Genomic DNA, 18,506 nt, shown 5'->3' on the forward strand with positions numbered 1-18,506 from the left:
TTTTTCACGATTTATTTTTCAACATATGCCCACTTGTATTCAGTAGGTGCCCCCATAGGGTTCGAAATATACCCCTTCATCATAGGTGACGTTAACACAGCTCCAGCTTCCTGGTACAATGGTGCAATTGCTGCATCCTCAAACAGTACCTTTTCGGCCTCCAAAAAGGCCTCAAAACGCTCAACTGGTTTTAAAGCTAATTCATTCACCGTACTTTGAACTAATTTGTCATACTTCGGATTAGAGTATCCCATCATGTTATTTCCACCATCTGTTAACCATAAGTTTAAGAAGGTGTACGGATCAAGGAAATCAGGTAACCATCCTGCAAATTGAATTTGATATTCCATTTTTGTATCTAATTCTAATCGTTGCTCAAACGGAACTTGTTTTAATTCGATTTCTAATCCTGGAAGATTTGTTTCAAGTTGGTTGGCGATAAATTCATTCATTGTTTTCACGGTTTCCCCATCGCCACCAAGGAATTCAAGCGTAACTTTGTCTTTACCAATTTCTTTTAGTCCTTTTTCCCAAAGCTTTTGTGCCTTTTCTGCATCATATTTTACTAACGCTCCATTACTATCGCGGAAATCCTCACCGGTTTCTGGATGTTTCGAGAAATCAGATGGAATTAGACCATTCGCTACTACTGATCCATTGTTTAAAATTTCTTCAACTAATGCTTTTTTATTAATTGCTCTACTTATTGCCTTGCGAATATTTACGTTCGCAAGTGCATCAGATGTGGTTTGGTTAAACTTTAAATAGAATACACCTGTACCAGGAACAATTTCAAAATCATCGTGTGTAGAGTATTTGTCCACCAAATCTGCCGAGAGCCCGGCACGATCAACTTTGCCTTTTTCATATAGGTCCACAGCTGTTTGTGGATCTTTTACAACGTCATACGTGATTTTTTCTAACTGTACAGTATTAGCATCCCAATATGTTTCATTTTTTTTCAATACCCAAGATGATGCAGTACTTTTCCACTCCGATAATGTGAATGGGCCATTAAATAATAGTGTTTCAGTACTTGTTGCGTATTTATCCCCCTGTGCTTTAACAAACTTTTCATTAAGTGGTAAAAATGTGCCAAAGGCTGCAAGCGATTCAAAATATGGTGTCGGTTTTTCAAGCGTTACTACTAGCGTATAGTCATCCTTAGCCTTTACCCCTAACTTTTCTAAAGGCATTTCGCTGGCGTTTACTGCTGTAGCGTTCTTAATTACGCCACCCATCATGTACGGACCATATTCAGATCCTGTTTCTGGGTCAACTGCTCGTCTCCATGCATAGACGAAGTCATGTGCAGTAACAGGATCTCCATTTGACCACTTTGCATTATCACGAAGATTAAATGTCCACGTCAAACCATCATCGCTAACTGTGTGATCTTTAGCAATTCCTGGTGTTAATTCAGCATTTTCACCAAGTCTGTATAGACCTTCCATAGATGCATTCATGAATTGAAATGCATATTCATCTGTTGCCATGGACGAATCCATTGTGGGAATTGTATCACCGTTAATTAAGTTAAATACTTGTTCCACGTCTTCACTTTCACTTGCTGATTCTTCTGATTTTCCGTCTGATTTGCCGGAAGACTTTTCACTTCCATCACCATCCGACGAACACGCCACCAAGTATACACTTAGCAATAAACCTACAGCCAAAAGTAATAAAAATTTAGATAACTTCATAATCAAATAACCTCCCTTTCGTCTTCTAAGTATTCATTAAAACCCACGTTGTCCATTATACGACTCTTCTAATTATTTTGCATTGTATTTTAAAACAAATATTCAAAATAATCCAATAGTACTACCTTCCAGATGATACGATACTTGTGTCGGAAAATACATGCATATAAGAAAAACCGGGCATAGACCGCCCGGTCCTTTTCTGTGCTAGAGAACATCCGTTAGTTTGTATTCCTGGCCATGTATTCCCTTGTAATACTCTGGATACATTTCTCCACCACAATGTTCGCATCTAAACTGAGGCGGATCCGTTGGATCACCGCCATCCATCAAATCAAAATCTCTAACTACATCATAAGGTATTTTTTCTTCCTCATGACACGTTAAACAAACAAAGTTGATTTTCGTTTTCTTTTTCGCTAAGTGGTCGTTCCCCTTTTTCTTTTTCCCTTTTTTGCGGTTTTTGGATTGGTGTGTAATAAGCTATCACCCTTTCTAAGTACTTTCTTGCTTCCTTGGTTAAAGCTACTTTTATTTCTAATTGTCCATTCTCAAGACAGACCTCTCCCTGATACACATAATAATTATTGCAGTGCGGGCATATTAGGGGATCTTTTTGTCCACCAGCGATAACACGTTCTCTCCATGTTTGACGGCGTATTGTTTTCCACACTTTTATGATCCAACGCCGCCTTCCTTCTTGCCACTTACTTAATAGCTTCTTACTTAGACGTTTACTTCTTCTTGAATACATACCATAGTGGCGTATTGTTTTAAATTGGTCATCTGGTATATGACGAATCAAACGACTGATAAAGGCTTCCACCGTCAGCGTTTCATGCTTTTCTTTCCCATCTGTTTTATCGATGTATTTAAAAGTCACCTGTTGTCCATCATATGCCTCGATCCGATTGACTCCAATCGCTGGTCGACGAATATAACGGCCAATGTAACGAAGTTGTTCCTTTATTTTCCCCTTCTGTTTCGGCGCATGCACATAGAAGCCTTCCCCATTTTCGGAAAAAGCCTTTTGCAGTCGTGGTTGTACACGCCTCTTTTCCTGTTTGGTTAAGTTCCTACGGATTAACTTTAATACCACCGTTTGCCATTGCTTTCGAAGCATTTGGAAAGGGATATAATCATAGTCCTTCCATTTTCCTTTTCTCGTTATCCCTCCCATGGTTACCAACATATGGACATGGGGATTAAAATTTACCCTGGAGCCAAATGTGTGTAATCCGGAAATGATACCTGGTGTCACCTTTGCCTTCTTTTGAAAAAAGTTTGTAATTAATTTAGCTGCCTCATCCATTAGCGGTTTCAAAAGATGACGGTGTAAAAGAAATATTTCCCGTAACCCTTCATCGATTGTAAAAATCATGTGCCGATGATTTACCTGTAAAACGTCTTCCGTTAATAATCGGCTCCACTCTTCACTTTCCCCAATAGAACAGGTCGTGCAAAAACGCCCTTTACACCGGAATGCTACTTTATGTACGTCGTTACAGCCCTCGCAAACAAAGAGTTTGAATCCATTTTTCATATCTCCACAGCCTTGAAATTTTTCTACCTCCTTCAGAACGACTGGGCGGATTTTTTCTCTGTGTTTCTTCTTGAATGTTTCCCAATGATTGTAGTTATCAAAAAAGATTCGTTTCAGAATATTTTTCTCCATACATAGAAACTACCACAGTTACCTTTACTGTAGTAGGGGTTAATTTTATACTTTCTTTCCTTTTAAAAAAAACCCGAGCATTTTCGCTCGGGTTTTCAACTTATGCCCACCACATATCAGCAGGCTTTTCTGCTATATTAACACTTTTTAAATTTGCGACTGCCTTGCTGAATCCTTCATCAATCGACATAATCGGATCTTCATGCTCGATACTGACGACATAATCATAACCATAAGTCCGTAATGCACTTATGATATTAGACCATTCCTGTATCCCATGACCATAGCCTACTGAACGAAAACTCCATGCGCGTGTTTGTACTTTGTCATACGGCTGCATATCTGTAAGACCGTACATGTTAACATTCTCTTGATCGATATAGGTATCCTTCGCATGGAAATGATGAATCGCATTTTCCTTACCAAGAATTTTAATCGCTGCTACTGGATCAATGCCCTGCCACCACAAGTGGCTTGGATCAAGGTTCGCACCGATCGCGTCACAGGTTGCTTCCCTCAATTTCAACATCGTATATGGCGTATGAACCAGAAAACCTGCATGTAGCTCAAGTCCAACCTTGACTCCATGATCCTTCGCAAATTGACCTTGTTCCTTCCAATACGGAATCAGTTTCTCTTCCCATTGCCATTGTAAAATATCCGAGTACTCTCCCGGCCATGGTGTTACTGGCCAATTGGGGAATTTTGCCTCTTCATGGTCACCGGGTGTTCCAGAAAAAGTGTTAACGACTGGTACATCCATTAACTCAGCAAGTTTTACCGTTTTTACAAAAGCATCATGAGATTCTTCTGCAAACTGTTTATCCGGGGAAATAGGATTGCCATGGCAACTAAATGCACTGATCGTTAACCCACGCGAATGAACCTTATCCAAATATTCCTTACGCTTTTCCTCGCTATCCAATAATTCATCTACATTACAATGTGCACTTCCAGGATGTCCACCCGTTCCGATTTCAACTGCCTGCAATCCAGAAGCTTGCACATGATCGAGCATTTCTTCAAAGGACTTCTCTGCAAATAACACGCAAAATACGCCTAATTTCATATGTATCACCTTCATTCAAAAATTTTTATTCCATTATCCTAAACGAACACTTCTACCCGTTTCACTGCTCTGATAAATTGCTTCCATTATTCTTGTTACCTGTAGAGCTTGCTCTGGCTTCACGATTAATTCCGCTTCTCCCAAACAACTAGCCACAAAATTCTGTGCCTGCAAAAGGCCAGCATTATCCTCTGCTTTCGCAAACTTTGCTTCACCACTAAAAAAGGTTCCATATTTCGCTTGGTATAATTCAAACGGATAAACATTTAATCCGCCATCTACGCCAGAAATACTTAGATTAGTTACATCATCTTTGATATTCGCTGCCCAGGAACATTCCAGCATTAAAGACACGCCATTTTCAAACGTAATATAACCTGTTACATGGTCATCCACATCGAATGTTTCATGGTCAAAAGCGCCCCATTCATTCAACTGGTTTGGCGTTTTACTTAACCGATTATACGTTGTTCCCATTACTTCGACAGGTTTAGGGTCCCCAAGTAACCATATAGCTAAATCAAGAAAATGGCAGCCCCAATCTATTAAACTGCCTCCACCCTGCAAATCCTTATTTGTAAAAACACCCCATCCTGGAACCTTACGACGTCTCATCGCCTGCACGCGGGTAACCAACGGATCACCAATTTCATTATTCAAGATTGCTTGCTTAGCAACACGCGCTTCCTTTGTATGGCGATAATGATAGGCAATAGAAATTTTCTTATTTGTTTTCTTAGAAGCAGCAATCATATCCTCGCACTCTTTAGATGTAATCGCCATTGGTTTTTCGCACAAAACATGCACACCAGCTTCTAATGCACGAATCGCAATTTCCGCGTGGAATTTATTAGGTGTACAAATAGTCACCGCATCAACTGTTTCAAACAACTCCATGTAATCACTGAACACATGTGGTATTCCAAACTTATCCGCCACTTCCTGTGCACGTTCACTGTTCAAATCCTGAACTGCCGTAATTTCCACTGTATCCTGCAAACCCTGGTAAGCCGGTAGATGTCTGTCCTGCGCGATACCACCTGCACCGATAATTCCCATTTTTAATTTCTTCATTGTATTACCCTTTCTTTCATACAAGTCTATTTTCCCTTTATTTCTTCCAACGGTTTCGCATTTCCATACTCATGTCTAGGAGTATTCGTATTCTTAGCCCATTTCACACCATTTTTAATGACCTGTTGAATTTCTTTATTGTGATAGGTTGGATATGTTTCATGGCCAGGTCTAAAGTAGAATATCTTTCCTCTTCCACGTGTAAAGGTTGCGCCACTGCGGAACACTTCGCCACCTTCAAACCAACTAACAAAGATTAACTGGTCAGGTGCTGGGATATCAAAATGTTCCCCATACATTTCTTCTTTTTCTAACTCAATATATTGACCTATACCTTCTGTAATCGGATGACTTGGATCAACAACCCAAAGACGCTCTTTCTCATCTGCTTCACGCCACTTCAAGTCACAGCCAGTCCCCATTAGCTTTTGAAAGATCTTGGAAAAATGACCGGAATGCAGGACCACCAAGCCCATGCCATCTAATACGCGTTGTTTAACCCTTTCAGCAACTTCTTCCGTAACTTCATCGTGCGCCTTGTGTCCCCACCAAACGAGAACATCCGTATTGTCCAGCACTTCTTCGGTTAAACCATGTTCGGCTTCATCTAAAGTTGCTGTTTGCGTATTCAGTCCTTCTTCTTGTAAAAAACCAGCAATTGCTCCATGAATTCCTTTTGGATAGATATCAGCAACCACCGAATTTTCTTTTTCGTGACGATATTCATTCCATACTGTTATATTCATTCCATTTCACTCCTAGTTTTCTAATAATAAAGCACGTAAATTAACTTGATTTGTTTTGGCACAATCCATCGGTTCCCGGTCAAAATCTTCCTGTTCAACAACCAGCCACTCCACAGCTTGATCGTTAGCTGTTTTTAAAAGACCAGTAAGATCAAGCGTACCCTTACCGATTTCAATGCTTTTCTTTTCCTGATTCATATCCTTCATATGTAGTGAAACAACCCGCTCACCATACTTTTCAATAATTGATCCCGCATCATGCCCGGCATAATTTGCCCAAAAGCAGTCCAATTCTATTTTAACAAGTTCTGGATCCGTCTGACCAAAAAGTAGATCAAACCCTGTCATCCCATCATAAATTTCAAATTCAAAATTATGGTTGTGATAAGCAAATCTCATACCATTTTCCTTGCAAATTCGACCAATAGAATTAAGCTCTTCCGCTGTTCGCTTGTATGCTTCACCCGAGTTTCGCTTTTCTTCTGGCAAATACGGACAAATAATTAGGTCATTATTAATTTCTTGATTATAAAGGATTGTTTCTTTGAGCTTATCACTATTCAAAAGGTCAAAGCCGGTATGACTTCCTCCCACACCAATCTCCTTTTCATCTAACACGTTTTTCACTTGTTTCGCTGATGTTTCAAAGAAGCCAGCAAACTGAACAGCATCATAGCCCATATCAGCAACCCTATGGATGGTTCCCAAAAAATCCTTCTCAGCCGCCTCGCATACAGAATATAATTGCAATCCAATGTTACCCATACGTCACTCTCCTCTATTAGAAAGATTCTATAAAAACTTTGAACTACCTCTATAAAACAATCCGACGTCCCTCTAGATGAGATAATGCAGCAGCATCATTTATTCTAGTTAAATCGATAACATCTTTTTTGGTAATAGATGGTTCTATACTATCTTGAATTTTTGCCACCCACTGCTTCATTGGTTTTGGTACCATCGGCAATTCATCTGTTATGTCCACCCAGTTACCATCACCATGATGGATGCTTTTCAATTGAATGGAACCATCCTTACATAACAAAGTGCCTTCCGTTCCATAAAGTTCTAACTGAAACGGACTTCCATGTGATAAAAAGCTAGTCTCTACAATCCCAAGAGCACTAGATTCATAGTCAACGAGCACCGCAGCACTTTCGTCCACATCACTTTCAACACCTTTTTCCAATCGTGCATAGACAGCCTTAGCTTTTCCAGCCAATCGGTTGGTCAAATAAATCGGATGTGCGCCAAGGTCAATCAACGCCCCGCCACCAGCCTGTTGTTTGTCAAAGAACCGAGCAGGCAGCCATCCTTCTGTTTTCCCATTAGGAACCACAGCACCATTATGTGCCATTCGACAGCGGATCATCGTCAACGGTCCGACCCATCCTGCATCCAAAGCTTTTTCCGCATATAAAAATTCTTTTTCTGTTAAGCGCGGTAATGATACCATTAATTCAACACCATGTTTCTCAACCGCCGCAAAAATTTCTTTACAGTCATCAACCGTAAACGCCAATACTTTTTCCGTAAAAATATGCTTTTTATGACTTGCTGCTGCAAGGATAATCTCCTTGTGCATATTTGTAGGTGTACTAACTATCACAGCCTCGATTTCCGGATTGGCTAAAACCGTTACCAAATCTTTTTCAAATGGAACATCTAGCTCATTAGCCCATTCTTTTCCACGTTCAGTGTCTTCGTCCCAAACAAGTCCAACGCTTAACTGATTATTTTCCTGCACCTCACGCGCATAGTCATCCGCATGAACATGCCATCTACTCAATAACGCAACCTTCATAACCGGACACACTCCTTAATCGAAATAAACGGCCTTTCCTGTTTTCGCAGATTCATAGATTGCTTCTAAAATTTGTGTAACAACAAGTGCTTCATTCGGCTTTACAGTTGGCTCTGTATCATGTAAAAGACTCTCTATCCATAACCGTGCCTCAAGATCTGCATCACTTTCCGACTCCCCATCGTAAAAAGCAACACCACTATTATCTAGCTCCACATTTGTTGTATAAAGCTTACCAAATTCTTCTCCATTAATGCGCAATCCATCTTTCATGTCTGCGCCACCTTCTGTTCCACTTAGTGAGCATTTCGCTTCATCAACCTCTAGCGAATTTATGGCCCAGCTTGATTCGAGAATAATTGTTGCGCCATTTTCCATGGTAATGAACCCAAAAGCTGAATCCTCTACCGTGAATTTTTCCGGATCCCAAGGTCCCCATGCATTGGCTGCATCCTTATGTTCCCCTAGTTTATGGAATGTTGATCCCATCACAGATTTTGGCTTGTAATTATCCATCATCCATAACGTTAAATCTAATGCATGTGTCCCGATATCAATAAGTGGGCCGCCACCTTGCTTTTCTTCATCCAAAAATACGCCCCACGTCGGCACAGCACGACGTCTGATTGCATGTGCTTTTGCAAAATAAACCTCACCCAAATCCCCACGTTGACAAACCTTTCGCAGATGCTGACTATCCTGTCTAAACCGGTTTTGGTAGCCAATTGATAATTTCCTACCAGTCTCTTCAGCTGCTGCGACCATTTGTTTTGCTTCTTCAGACGTTTTTGCCATCGGTTTTTCACACATGACATCTTTTCCAGCCTTCATTGCAGCAATGGATATTTCTGCATGTGAACTATTCGGTGTACAAACATGTACAACATCAATCGTTGTATCTTTTAATAATTCCTTATAATCCTCATATACAGTTGCATTAGACGTTCCGTACCCGTCTGCCGCAACCTGTGCTTTTTCCACCTCTACATCACAAAAAGCTACAAGCTCAACCTGTTCTACTTTTTTTAAACTTGGCAGGTGCTTCCCGTTCGCAATACCTCCACACCCGATAATTGCTACTTTTAACTTTTTCATCTTTTCATCATCCTTCTATTTAAAAAATATTATTCTTTTACAGATCCCGATGTCAGTCCGGACACAATTCGTTTCTGGAAAAATAGAACCAGAATGACTATTGGTATGGTAACAATAACTGTTGCTGCAGAGATATCTCCCCATGGAACAGAATACTGACTTTGATATAACGAAATTCCAACAGGAACCGTACGCCAAACATCTGAAGTATTAATCGTTAAAGCAAACAAATATTCATTCCAAGCAGCAATAAATACCAGGATTCCAGTAGTAAATATACCTGGGGTCGCAAGTGGCAAGATAACTTTTCTAAATGTTTGAAAAGGGCTTGCACCATCAAGCTTAGCGGACTCCTCAAGCTCATATGGAATCTTTTGAAAGAACGTTGACAAAATCCAAATTGATAACGGTAAACTAATTGTAATATATGGAATTACCAGACCCAAATAGCTGTTACGAAGTCCAAGTCCAGTAATTAAGTTAAACATTGGTGAGATAATCGCAATCTGCGGAAACATTGAAGCCGCAAGTACAATCCCTAATATAAGGCCCTTTCCTTTAATTGGCAGTCTCGTCACCGCGTATGCTGTAAAAGAGGCAAATGTTAGTGACAAAATTGTAGTTAAAGCCGATACAACAAAACTGTTTAACATATAGCGTAGTAACGGTCGACTCGTCAATGCCGCTGTATATGATTCTAGTGATGGGTTATCGGTAAACCATTTATATGATGAAAATATTTCACCTGGTGGTTTAATCGATGTCAAAAAGACCCAGATAAATGGGAACATGACAAGAAACACAAATAGTACTAGAAAAATGTAAAACCCGATTCCTGCTTTCTTCATTTTTGCCCCCCCTTATTTCGAACGACCTGCAAATAATTCTGATCCGATTAGCTTTACATAGATAAAACTAATGATTGCCACACATAAGAATACGATAACGGAAAGTGTTGAGCCCTCACCGAAGTTCTGTTGAGCAAACAATGTTTTATAAGCGTAAATGGATATTGATTCTGTTGCATTGGCTGGCCCACCGCCAGTTAATACGTAAATTAGATCGAACACTCGAAATGCGTCTAGTGTTCTAAATAATAATGCAACTAATATAGACGATTTAAGCAATGGCAATGTAATACTCCAAAATTGTTGGAATTTATTAGCACCATCCACGTTTGAAGCTTCATATAACGATGCTGGTATAGTTTGGAGACCTGCTAAAAGTAACAAAGCCATGTATGGAGTTGTTTTCCAGACATCTGCTAAAATCACTGAGAACATACCACCATTAGCGGTCGATAATAACCAGGATGCATCAGGAATAATGTGTAATACTTGTAAATAATGGGCGACAACACCGGATTGCCCGTCATATAAAAAGCCCCACATCATGGCAGCAACAGCTGTTGGAATTGCCCATGGAATCAAAACAGATGCTCGGATAATTCCTCTACCTTTAAATGCTCGGTTGATTAGCAGCGCAATTGCCAAACCTAACACCAGTTCAAAGGCTACAGAAATTATTGTAAAAAATGTTGTATTCCACAACGATTTCCACATTCGCTTGTCCTGAAAATAGTTAACGTAATTCTCTAAGCCGACGAAATTGGACTTCAGTATTGTTTCACTGGTACTACCTAGTAATCCTGCCGTTTGTTTAAACTGCTCACTTAGCGCATCGTCATCAATAGATTCAGCGATTTGCGTCAAATCTTTTTGATAAGAATCCAGAGCCGAACGATAAGCTTTTGCAAAGTCATTTTCTATTTCGTTATACTTTAATTCCTCATTTGTTACAGGCTTGTAATTCATCAACATTTCATTGATCTTATCTACCTTTTGTTTCACCGCTTCATCACTAATTAATTCACTGTGATATTTGTTGATCCCTTCCTCAATCGTGGTAATTGTTTCTTTTACCTCTGGCTTGCCGGCTGAGCTCTTTAGATCTTCTAGCTGACCCTCAATATAAAAATGATTATCGAGGTAGTTCTCAAGGTCGATATTCGAACCAAGCAATGTCTCCGATCGTGCGGGATCATTTAGCCGGTAATCAAACATACTATTCCAAAACGACTGAGCAACCGGCCAAAGGACAACCACAATTACGAGAATCAACGATGGAATAACCATCGCATACCCTAGTTGCTTTTCATTCAGTTGAAATTTTCGTTTTTTCTTATCCCCCATAATTACCCCCCTCACCTATAAAACTAATAATATGTATGCATGAAAGATTGATAGAAAAGGCAAGATGAGGTTTCTCCCATCCCGCCTTATTTTTATTTTTGTTTAATCATTAACAGCTTCTTCAATTTTTGTTTGCATATTTTTTGCAGCCTCTTCAGGAGTCTGTTCCCCAGTTAAAGCTCTTGATAGTTCGATTTGCATAATGTCAGAGATTTCTTGATAGATTGGAGTTACTGGTCTTGAAACAGCATTTTCCAATACTTTTTTAAACTCTGGATTTGCAAATAATGCGCTTGCTTCTTTTACTTCTGGGTCATCATATAATGCTTTTAACGTAGGAGCACGGCCACCATGAATTGCTGTGATTTTTTGCCCTTCTGGACCAGTTAAAAATTTCACGAATTCCCAAGCTTCTTCAGGATGTTCAGAATAACGGTTAATCATTGCCATCCATCCACCTAGACTAGACGAACTACCTTCACTACCTGATGGTAGGGTTGTAATTTTTGAATTGCCAATAATTTTCGAGCGTTCTTCGTCTGCTGCTGATGCTTGCATGTACGGCCAGTTACGAGCAAATACTGAATTTCCTTCAATATATGCAGTTTCCGTTTCTACTTCTTTAAAGTTTAAAATATTATCCGGTACAAAGTCAGAATTCACAACTTCCTTCATCTTTTTAATAGCTTTGACTGTCTCAGGACTATCAGCTAATACATTATTGTTCTCATCAATAATTTGACCGCCATAGGAAGCAATATACTCAATTGCGTTACATATTAAGCCTTCATATTGAGCTGCTTGCATGATATAACCAAATTCTGTTCCTTTTTCACCTTGATACTTTGCTGCCATTTCAATTAATTCATCCCATGTTTCTGGTGGTTCCTCAACAATATCGGATCTGTAGTAAAGAACACCCGCATCCGTGTAGTTAGGCATTGCCCACTGCTTCCCATTATACTTACCAGATGCTACAGTTCCCGGGAAATATGCATCCATATCAATGTTATCCCGTTCAATAAAACGATCTAACTCTAGCGCGTAATCTGCTTGTCCAAATTCAGCCGGCCAAATCACATCGGCGTTGAAAACATCAATTTCAGAACTTTGCGCACTGAAAGCTGTTACATACTGGTCATGTGTCTGTCCGCTATCGGCAGGCATTTCACGATATTTTACATTTATATTTGGAAACTTTTTCTCAAATGCTTCAATTACAAGATCGATAGCACCTGTTGAATCAACATTACGAGCATAAACAATTGTTACCTCTTCATCAGAAGATTTATCTGCTTTTTTATCATTAGTACCCTCAGTTTCATCCTTACTTCCGGTTTCTGAATTACTACAGGCTACTAACAAGAATGCCAGAACAAGAAGAATCCCTAAGCTACCTAACCCTTTGCTAAAAAACTTCAAAACGGTTCCTCCTTTTTGATTGAGTTCATTTTTTTGCCGTTTCTCATACTACAGCTACTTATTCACTTACTGCTTGTTCAATTTTAGTTTGCATATTTTTTGCAGCCTCTTCAGCAGTTTGTTCACCAGCTAAGGCTTTGGAAAGTTCGATTTGCATAATATCAGAGATTTCAGGGTAGATTGGAGTTACTGGTCTAGGAACAGCGCTTTCCAATACTTTAACGAATTCTGGATTTGCAAATAATGGACTTGCTTCTTTTACTTCAGGATCATCATAAAGTGCTTTAAGTGTTGGAGCAGAACCACCTTCAGTTGCAGTAATCTTTTGACCTTCTGGACCAGTCATGAATTTTACAAATTCCCAAGCTGCCTCAGGATGTTCAGTATAACGGTTGATCATTGTCATCCATCCACCTAATGTAGCGGCACTTCCTGCATCGCCTTTTGGTAGCGTAGTAATTTCTACATTACCAACCACTTCTGACCTTTCCTCATCTGCAGCTGATGCCTGCATGTAAGGCCAGTTACGAGCAAATACTGATTTCCCTTCAATAAATGCAGTTTCTGTTTCTACTTCCATAAAGTTTAAAATGTTATCAGGTACAAAATCGGAATTTACGATTTCTTTCATTTTCTTAATAGCTTTCACCGTTTCAGGGCTATCCGCTACTACATTGTTTTCTTCATCAATAATTTGTCCACCGAAAGATGCAATAAACTCAATAGCGTTACAAACCAACCCTTCGTATTGAGCTGCTTGCATTAAGTATCCAAATTCAGTTCCAGCTTCACCTTGCAATTTACTTGCCTGTTCAATAAGTTCATCCCAGGTTTCAGGTGGCTCTTCCACGATATCGGAACGGTAGTAAAGCATTCCAGCATCCGTAAACTTAGGCATTGCCCATTGTTTTCCGTTAAACTTACCAGATGCTACAGCACCTTCGAAGTATGCACTCATATCAATGTTATCCTTTTCAATAAAACGATCTAACTCTAATGCATAATCCGCTTGCGCAAATTCCGCTGGCCAGATTACATCAGCATCGAAAACATCAATTTCAGCGCTTTGCGCACTGAATGCGGTTACATACTGATCATGTTGTTGACCTGTATCAGCGGGCATTTCACGAAACTCGACATTAATATTTGGATGAGATTCTTCAAATGCAGCAACTAGCTTTTCATTTGCTCCAGTTGTATCTACACCCCGGGCATATACAATTGTAACTTCTTCTTCATCAGTTGTTCCTTCAGCTTCAGTAGATGTATCATTATTCGAGGTATCCTCAGTTTCATCTTTCTTTTCAGTATCTGTGTTGTTACAAGCTACTAATAAAATGACCATTACGATGACCCACAGACTACCTAATCCCTTTTTCCAGAACTTCAATAATAGTTCCCCCTTTTTTGTTAAACCTCATCATTTTGAAATGGAGTGAATATAATTTTCAAAAAAATGAAATCGATTACATTACGCCTTTATTATACAATAAGTGAAAGCGTTGTCAATGATAAGTTTAAAAAAATCTGACAAGTCCTTTTGGACAGGCGGACCAAAAAAAAAACATAGATGTCAGTTTCATTAACATCTATGCCTCGAATACACAATACTACCTCCGTAAAAATCCACCTTCAGAACTTATTACCTGTCCTGTGATCCATTCCGCCTTGTCACTTGCAAGAAATTCGATTAAACGTGCTGCATCATCAGGCATTCCCATGCGCCCCATCATAAATTGTGAGGAGAGCTCCTGCTTAAGGTCTTCTGTCATCCAACCAGTATCTGTTGGCCCGGGATTTACTGCGTTTACCGTAATACCAAGTGGAGCTATCTCAGCTGATAAGGTCAACGTAAACCCTGATATCGCCGCTTTTGTCGCACCATAAGCTAGTTCTTCCAACATAGGTCCCTGCGCTTGACCTGAAGTCATATTAATAATCCGACCCGCAGAACCCTGAGCCTTTTCAAATCGTCTTGCGAATTCCACACACAGTAAAAAAGTTGCCCGCATGTTTACTGCATAATGATTATCAAGTGTTTGTGCATCCAATACCTGATAACCATCTCTTGTTGAATATGCAGCATTGTTCACTAATATCGTTGGCAAGCCTAACCTCTGTTCTACCTCATCCAATAATTTTATCGGTGCGTGCGAATCAGATAAATCGATCTCTATGCTCGAGCATCGAACACCATGTTCAAGCATTTCTTTTCGAAAACTATCCGCCCATTCAGGTTCCGCTTTCCAATAGGTAAAGAATATCGCACACCCATCAGCAGCAAGCTTTCGACATGCTGCTGCACCGATTCCATGTGTATGACTAACCCCAGTTACGACTGCAATTTTTTCATGCATACCCATCACCTCTTATGTAGACTCACGAATCACCAATTCATGGTCTAAAATGATACTTTCCACTTTTTTACCTTGAATTTTATTTATTATCATATTTGCAGAAATACAACCCATCCTATACATCGGTTGTGAAATAGTAGTTAACGTTGGATGTGTCATGTTAGAAAATGCTATTTTATCAAATCCTATCAAGGCAATATCCTCTGGAACCCGCAACCCGGATGAGTTGATCTCCTTTAACGCACCAATTGCCAAAACATCGGATACAGCGAACACGGCTGTCGGCTTTTCAGGCAAATCAAGTAAACTTCTCATCGCTAGCTTACCATCCTCAAAATCCAATGATTCCGTATTATAAATCCAGTCCGACTCAATTTCTAAGCCAAATTCATTCATAGCTTTTTCGTAACCACGACGACGTTCCCGCGCATATAGAAATTTTTCATCTGAATTGATAAGTGCAATTTTTTTCTGACCAATTTTTATTAAGTGCTTTACAGCATGATAAGCAGCCAACTCATTATTAATCGTGACATAGGAAATATTAGCATCCTCGTCAAATTCACTGCACTGAACAATCGGATATTGATTCGAGAGCTCGATTAATTTGGTTTTGTTCACTGAAGGATCCATGGAAATGATCCCATCCGCTAAACGGTTTCGTATCAAATTAAAATAGATAGCTTCCCTGTCTGGGTTCGAATCTGTTTCACACAGCAGAATATTGTATCCAAGACCTATTGCAGTGTCTTCAATACCATTGATTATATCTGAGTAAAAAGGGTTCGAAATGCTAGGGATCAATACAAGAAGTAACCTGCTTTCCGAGTTCCTCAAGTTACGCCCCAGTACACTCGGCTCATAATTCAATTCATGTATAGCCTGCTCCACTTTCATTCTAGTTTTTCTTGCAACAGTACTACTATTATTGAAAACTCTTGAAACCGTTGCAACGGAAACCCCCGCTCTCTGAGCCACTTCTTGAATGTTTGCCACGAGATCCCCTGCTTTCCATTTTTTTGTAAACGATTACATATATGTTATTATTATTACAACTATTTGTCAATATAACCTGCTTATTAACGCATACAATAAAAAGATACTGGGTAATACAATCTACCCAGTATCTCTCTTATAACCATTTATTTTCTATAGCAACATTACTCAGACATTGATACTTCTAATCGTTTCGCTTCTGACTTTCTTGCCGACTTTACCAGTAAATAAGTACAAATAACGCATTTAAATAAATAAACATATAATCCTCATCCCTTTGTTTAGAAAAGGAACAAGCTTCTCTCTAAAAAACATCTAACGATTATCTATTTTCTCTGGATATAAATCATGATTCATCATGCGATGATCGGCCATCTGTTCAAATTTTGTTCCTGGTTTTCCATAATTACAATAAGGATCAATTGAAATTCCTCCGCGTGGGGTGAACTTCCCCCATACCTCTATGTAACGCGGATCCATTAGATCGATTAAATCGTTCATTATTATATTCATACTATCTTCATGAAAATCTCCGTGATTTCTGAAGCTGAATAAATATAATTTTAATGATTTACTTTCAACCATTTTTATATCAGGAATATAACTGATATAAACTACCCCAAAATCTGGTTGGCCTGTTTTTGGACACAAAGTCGTAAACTCAGGACAATTAAGTTTTACAAAATAATCCCTGTTTACGTGTTTATTATCAAAGGCCTCCAAAACTTCAGGTTTATAATCAAACTGGTAGGTTGTACCTTGACTTCCCAAAAGGGTTAAATCTGTCAAGTCTTCATCTCTTCTGCCTGTCATGCGATTACCTCTTTCTCTGTAGTATGTAATAATCAAAAAAACCATGGCCTAAGGCACATGGTTTCGTAATCATCATCTGTCCTTAGTTTTTTATAGAGGGTTAAAAGCTAAGAACCTCTTCCGTAATTACGGAAATAAAAATCTCCATTACACCTAATTATATGAACAAGGCAATCAGATGTCAATGGAGATTGTTAGACACAATTTAACAATGGCTGTGAATTGCGCCCAGAATTATCTATAGGCTTTTCAACGCATCCTCAATTTGGACATCACCTGATATCATTTCAAATGCTTTATGATAGGCATTCGGTTCTTGTATTGCAGCAATCATTGTCTTCGCAACATCCGCACGCGGAATAGAACCACGCTCGACAGTCTCACCAACTTTTATTTTGCTGGTACTTTCATCATGAGTAAGCCCGCCAGGACGAACAATGGTATAATCAAGTTCTGTTCCCATCAAATATTCATCCGCTTCTTTTTTCATTTTTATATAATGATGCATAGCTTCCTGTCCTTCTTCTGGTTCGCCAAGGTCACGACCAGCACCAAAACTACCTAACATAATAAACTTCTTCGTACCTGATTTCTCTGTTGCCTTAATAAGATTTATCGCACCGTCACGATCTACATCAGTAGTCTTATCTGATCCCGTTTTACTTCCAGATCCTGCGGCGAACATGACCACATCCATGCCCCGTACTGCGTGACCAAGGTCTCCTTCCAAATCAGCAACAACAGGGATACCACCGAGTTTTTCCATCTCAGGTTTCTGTTCTTCTTTACGAATCATCGCATACGGTTCATGACCATCATCTTTCAAATACTGAATAAGCAGACGACCTGTATGACCATTTGCTCCTGCTACTAATACTTTCATTATATATCTACCCCTTTACTTGTAAAAATCGTATATAAAGTATATAGCCGTTAACAGGCATTACTAAACGTTAGTAACCCTTTACGCCTCGGATTCTTCTTTCTGATCCATAACCAATTTTTCATCTATATCCTTCGTATCATAATTTCCACCAAAAAACTTCTTCATCTTCGCATCTGCTTTTTGCTTAATCGGTTCATCGATATGGGAAATAATTCGATATACTGCATAAATTATTACTGCACTATCATCTGTTAGCCCAACCAATGGGATAAAATCAGGCACTACATCTAAAGGTAAAATTAAATAACCTAGCGCACCCGCAATCGTCAACTTTGCAGACTTCGGCGTGTTCGGGCTTTTGAAAGCATAAAACAACAAGAAACTGTAATACGCTAATTTGGTACCTAACAACTTCGCATAGTTTAGCATTTTCTCACCAAATTTATTTTCGGAAAAATATTTTTGACTTCCTTTTATCGCTTTAGCTGGATCAAGTTTCGCTAATTTCTCCTTGTAATTCATGTCTTATCCTCCTACAAATAATACTCTAATCTTTATGTTAGTGTTTAATCAGCTAAAACGCAACAATTGTACAAATAATAGTAGTTTAAAGGAAAAACATGGAGGATTATCGATATTTTTTAATAAACAGTTGATAACCCCATGAAACGGTT

The 18,506-nt window shown here is 39.2% G+C and carries 17 protein-coding genes and 1 riboswitch; all 17 genes read right to left on the bottom strand.

What is annotated here, in order from left to right:
• Positions 1-11: 11 nt before the first annotated feature.
• The 17 genes from LG329_RS06105 to LG329_RS06185 all read right to left on the bottom strand — a co-directional run bounded on the left by LG329_RS06105 (position 12) and on the right by LG329_RS06185 (position 18,354).
• Entirely contained in the window at positions 12-1,703 is a 1,692-nt protein-coding gene (locus LG329_RS06105) for a peptide ABC transporter substrate-binding protein (protein ID WP_404454693.1), read from the bottom strand.
• A 373-nt stretch (positions 1,704-2,076) separates the two neighbouring features.
• Positions 2,077-3,378 carry a transposase gene (locus tag LG329_RS06110; RefSeq protein ID WP_404451027.1) on the bottom strand — a complete coding sequence of 434 codons (1,302 nt, stop codon included), beginning with the start codon at positions 3,376-3,378 and terminating at the stop codon, positions 2,077-2,079.
• A 100-nt stretch (positions 3,379-3,478) separates the two neighbouring features.
• Positions 3,479-4,447, bottom strand: coding sequence for a sugar phosphate isomerase/epimerase family protein (locus LG329_RS06115; RefSeq protein ID WP_404454696.1), 969 nt, complete (start codon positions 4,445-4,447; stop codon positions 3,479-3,481).
• A gap of 33 nt (positions 4,448-4,480) precedes the next feature.
• The gene (locus LG329_RS06120) at positions 4,481-5,521 is read right to left on the bottom strand and encodes a Gfo/Idh/MocA family protein (protein ID WP_404454699.1); all 1,041 of its coding nucleotides are present in this window, start codon (positions 5,519-5,521) and stop codon (positions 4,481-4,483) included.
• Positions 5,522-5,547: 26 nt separating this feature from the next.
• Positions 5,548-6,267 (bottom strand): ThuA domain-containing protein, encoded by a 720-nt coding sequence (locus LG329_RS06125; RefSeq protein WP_404454701.1) that lies wholly within the window; start codon positions 6,265-6,267, stop codon positions 5,548-5,550.
• 12 nt (positions 6,268-6,279) lie between these two features.
• Complete coding sequence (locus tag LG329_RS06130; protein ID WP_404454704.1) at positions 6,280-7,032, bottom strand: sugar phosphate isomerase/epimerase family protein; 753 nt, start codon at positions 7,030-7,032, stop codon at positions 6,280-6,282.
• Between the two features lie 49 nt (positions 7,033-7,081).
• Positions 7,082-8,071 carry a Gfo/Idh/MocA family protein gene (locus tag LG329_RS06135; protein ID WP_404454706.1) on the bottom strand — a complete coding sequence of 330 codons (990 nt, stop codon included), beginning with the start codon at positions 8,069-8,071 and terminating at the stop codon, positions 7,082-7,084.
• 15 nt (positions 8,072-8,086) lie between these two features.
• Positions 8,087-9,166, bottom strand: a complete 1,080-nt coding sequence (locus tag LG329_RS06140) for a Gfo/Idh/MocA family protein (protein ID WP_404454709.1) — start codon at positions 9,164-9,166, stop codon at positions 8,087-8,089.
• 29 nt (positions 9,167-9,195) lie between these two features.
• On the bottom strand, positions 9,196-10,014 hold the full coding sequence (locus LG329_RS06145; protein WP_404454711.1) for a carbohydrate ABC transporter permease: 819 nt from the start codon (positions 10,012-10,014) through the stop codon (positions 9,196-9,198).
• 12 nt (positions 10,015-10,026) lie between these two features.
• Entirely contained in the window at positions 10,027-11,358 is a 1,332-nt protein-coding gene (locus LG329_RS06150) for a carbohydrate ABC transporter permease (protein ID WP_404454714.1), read from the bottom strand.
• Positions 11,359-11,460: 102 nt separating this feature from the next.
• Entirely contained in the window at positions 11,461-12,780 is a 1,320-nt protein-coding gene (locus LG329_RS06155; RefSeq protein ID WP_404454717.1) for an ABC transporter substrate-binding protein, read from the bottom strand.
• Between the two features lie 58 nt (positions 12,781-12,838).
• The gene (locus LG329_RS06160; protein WP_404454720.1) at positions 12,839-14,170 is read right to left on the bottom strand and encodes an ABC transporter substrate-binding protein; all 1,332 of its coding nucleotides are present in this window, start codon (positions 14,168-14,170) and stop codon (positions 12,839-12,841) included.
• A gap of 220 nt (positions 14,171-14,390) precedes the next feature.
• Positions 14,391-15,143: an SDR family oxidoreductase gene (locus LG329_RS06165; protein ID WP_404454723.1), complete on the bottom strand. Its 753-nt coding sequence runs from the start codon at positions 15,141-15,143 to the stop codon at positions 14,391-14,393.
• A gap of 6 nt (positions 15,144-15,149) precedes the next feature.
• A complete protein-coding gene (locus tag LG329_RS06170) occupies positions 15,150-16,133 on the bottom strand; it encodes a LacI family DNA-binding transcriptional regulator (RefSeq protein WP_404454726.1) in 984 nt (327 codons plus the stop codon).
• Between the two features lie 315 nt (positions 16,134-16,448).
• Entirely contained in the window at positions 16,449-16,946 is a 498-nt protein-coding gene (gene queF, locus LG329_RS06175) for a preQ(1) synthase (RefSeq protein ID WP_404454729.1), read from the bottom strand.
• Between the two features lie 76 nt (positions 16,947-17,022).
• A riboswitch (PreQ1 riboswitch) is annotated at positions 17,023-17,070 on the bottom strand.
• Between the two features lie 114 nt (positions 17,071-17,184).
• Complete coding sequence (locus LG329_RS06180; RefSeq protein ID WP_404454732.1) at positions 17,185-17,829, bottom strand: SDR family oxidoreductase; 645 nt, start codon at positions 17,827-17,829, stop codon at positions 17,185-17,187.
• An 81-nt stretch (positions 17,830-17,910) separates the two neighbouring features.
• Positions 17,911-18,354 (bottom strand): YkvA family protein, encoded by a 444-nt coding sequence (locus LG329_RS06185; protein ID WP_404454735.1) that lies wholly within the window; start codon positions 18,352-18,354, stop codon positions 17,911-17,913.
• Between the last annotated feature and the right edge of the window lie 152 nt (positions 18,355-18,506).

Origin of the sequence: Virgibacillus necropolis (assembly GCF_044793635.1) — a bacterium.
GTDB classification, from domain to species: domain Bacteria; phylum Bacillota; class Bacilli; order Bacillales; family Amphibacillaceae; genus Virgibacillus_F; species Virgibacillus_F necropolis_A.

Bases quoted from the DNA above. Each gene is read 5' to 3' on its own strand.
- LG329_RS06105 (WP_404454693.1), bottom strand. From the start codon at position 1,703: ATGAAGTTATCTAAATTTTTATTACTTTTGGCTGTAGGTTTATTGCTA.
- LG329_RS06110 (WP_404451027.1), bottom strand. From the start codon at position 3,378: ATGGAGAAAAATATTCTGAAACGAATCTTTTTTGATAACTACAATCAT.
- LG329_RS06115 (WP_404454696.1), bottom strand. From the start codon at position 4,447: ATGAAATTAGGCGTATTTTGCGTGTTATTTGCAGAGAAGTCCTTTGAA.
- LG329_RS06120 (WP_404454699.1), bottom strand. From the start codon at position 5,521: ATGAAGAAATTAAAAATGGGAATTATCGGTGCAGGTGGTATCGCGCAG.
- LG329_RS06125 (WP_404454701.1), bottom strand. From the start codon at position 6,267: ATGAATATAACAGTATGGAATGAATATCGTCACGAAAAAGAAAATTCG.
- LG329_RS06130 (WP_404454704.1), bottom strand. From the start codon at position 7,032: ATGGGTAACATTGGATTGCAATTATATTCTGTATGCGAGGCGGCTGAG.
- LG329_RS06135 (WP_404454706.1), bottom strand. From the start codon at position 8,071: ATGAAGGTTGCGTTATTGAGTAGATGGCATGTTCATGCGGATGACTAT.
- LG329_RS06140 (WP_404454709.1), bottom strand. From the start codon at position 9,166: ATGAAAAAGTTAAAAGTAGCAATTATCGGGTGTGGAGGTATTGCGAAC.
- LG329_RS06145 (WP_404454711.1), bottom strand. From the start codon at position 10,014: ATGAAGAAAGCAGGAATCGGGTTTTACATTTTTCTAGTACTATTTGTG.
- LG329_RS06150 (WP_404454714.1), bottom strand. From the start codon at position 11,358: ATGGGGGATAAGAAAAAACGAAAATTTCAACTGAATGAAAAGCAACTA.
- LG329_RS06165 (WP_404454723.1), bottom strand. From the start codon at position 15,143: ATGGGTATGCATGAAAAAATTGCAGTCGTAACTGGGGTTAGTCATACA.
- queF (WP_404454729.1), bottom strand. From the start codon at position 16,946: ATGACAGGCAGAAGAGATGAAGACTTGACAGATTTAACCCTTTTGGGA.
- LG329_RS06180 (WP_404454732.1), bottom strand. From the start codon at position 17,829: ATGAAAGTATTAGTAGCAGGAGCAAATGGTCATACAGGTCGTCTGCTT.
- LG329_RS06185 (WP_404454735.1), bottom strand. From the start codon at position 18,354: ATGAATTACAAGGAGAAATTAGCGAAACTTGATCCAGCTAAAGCGATA.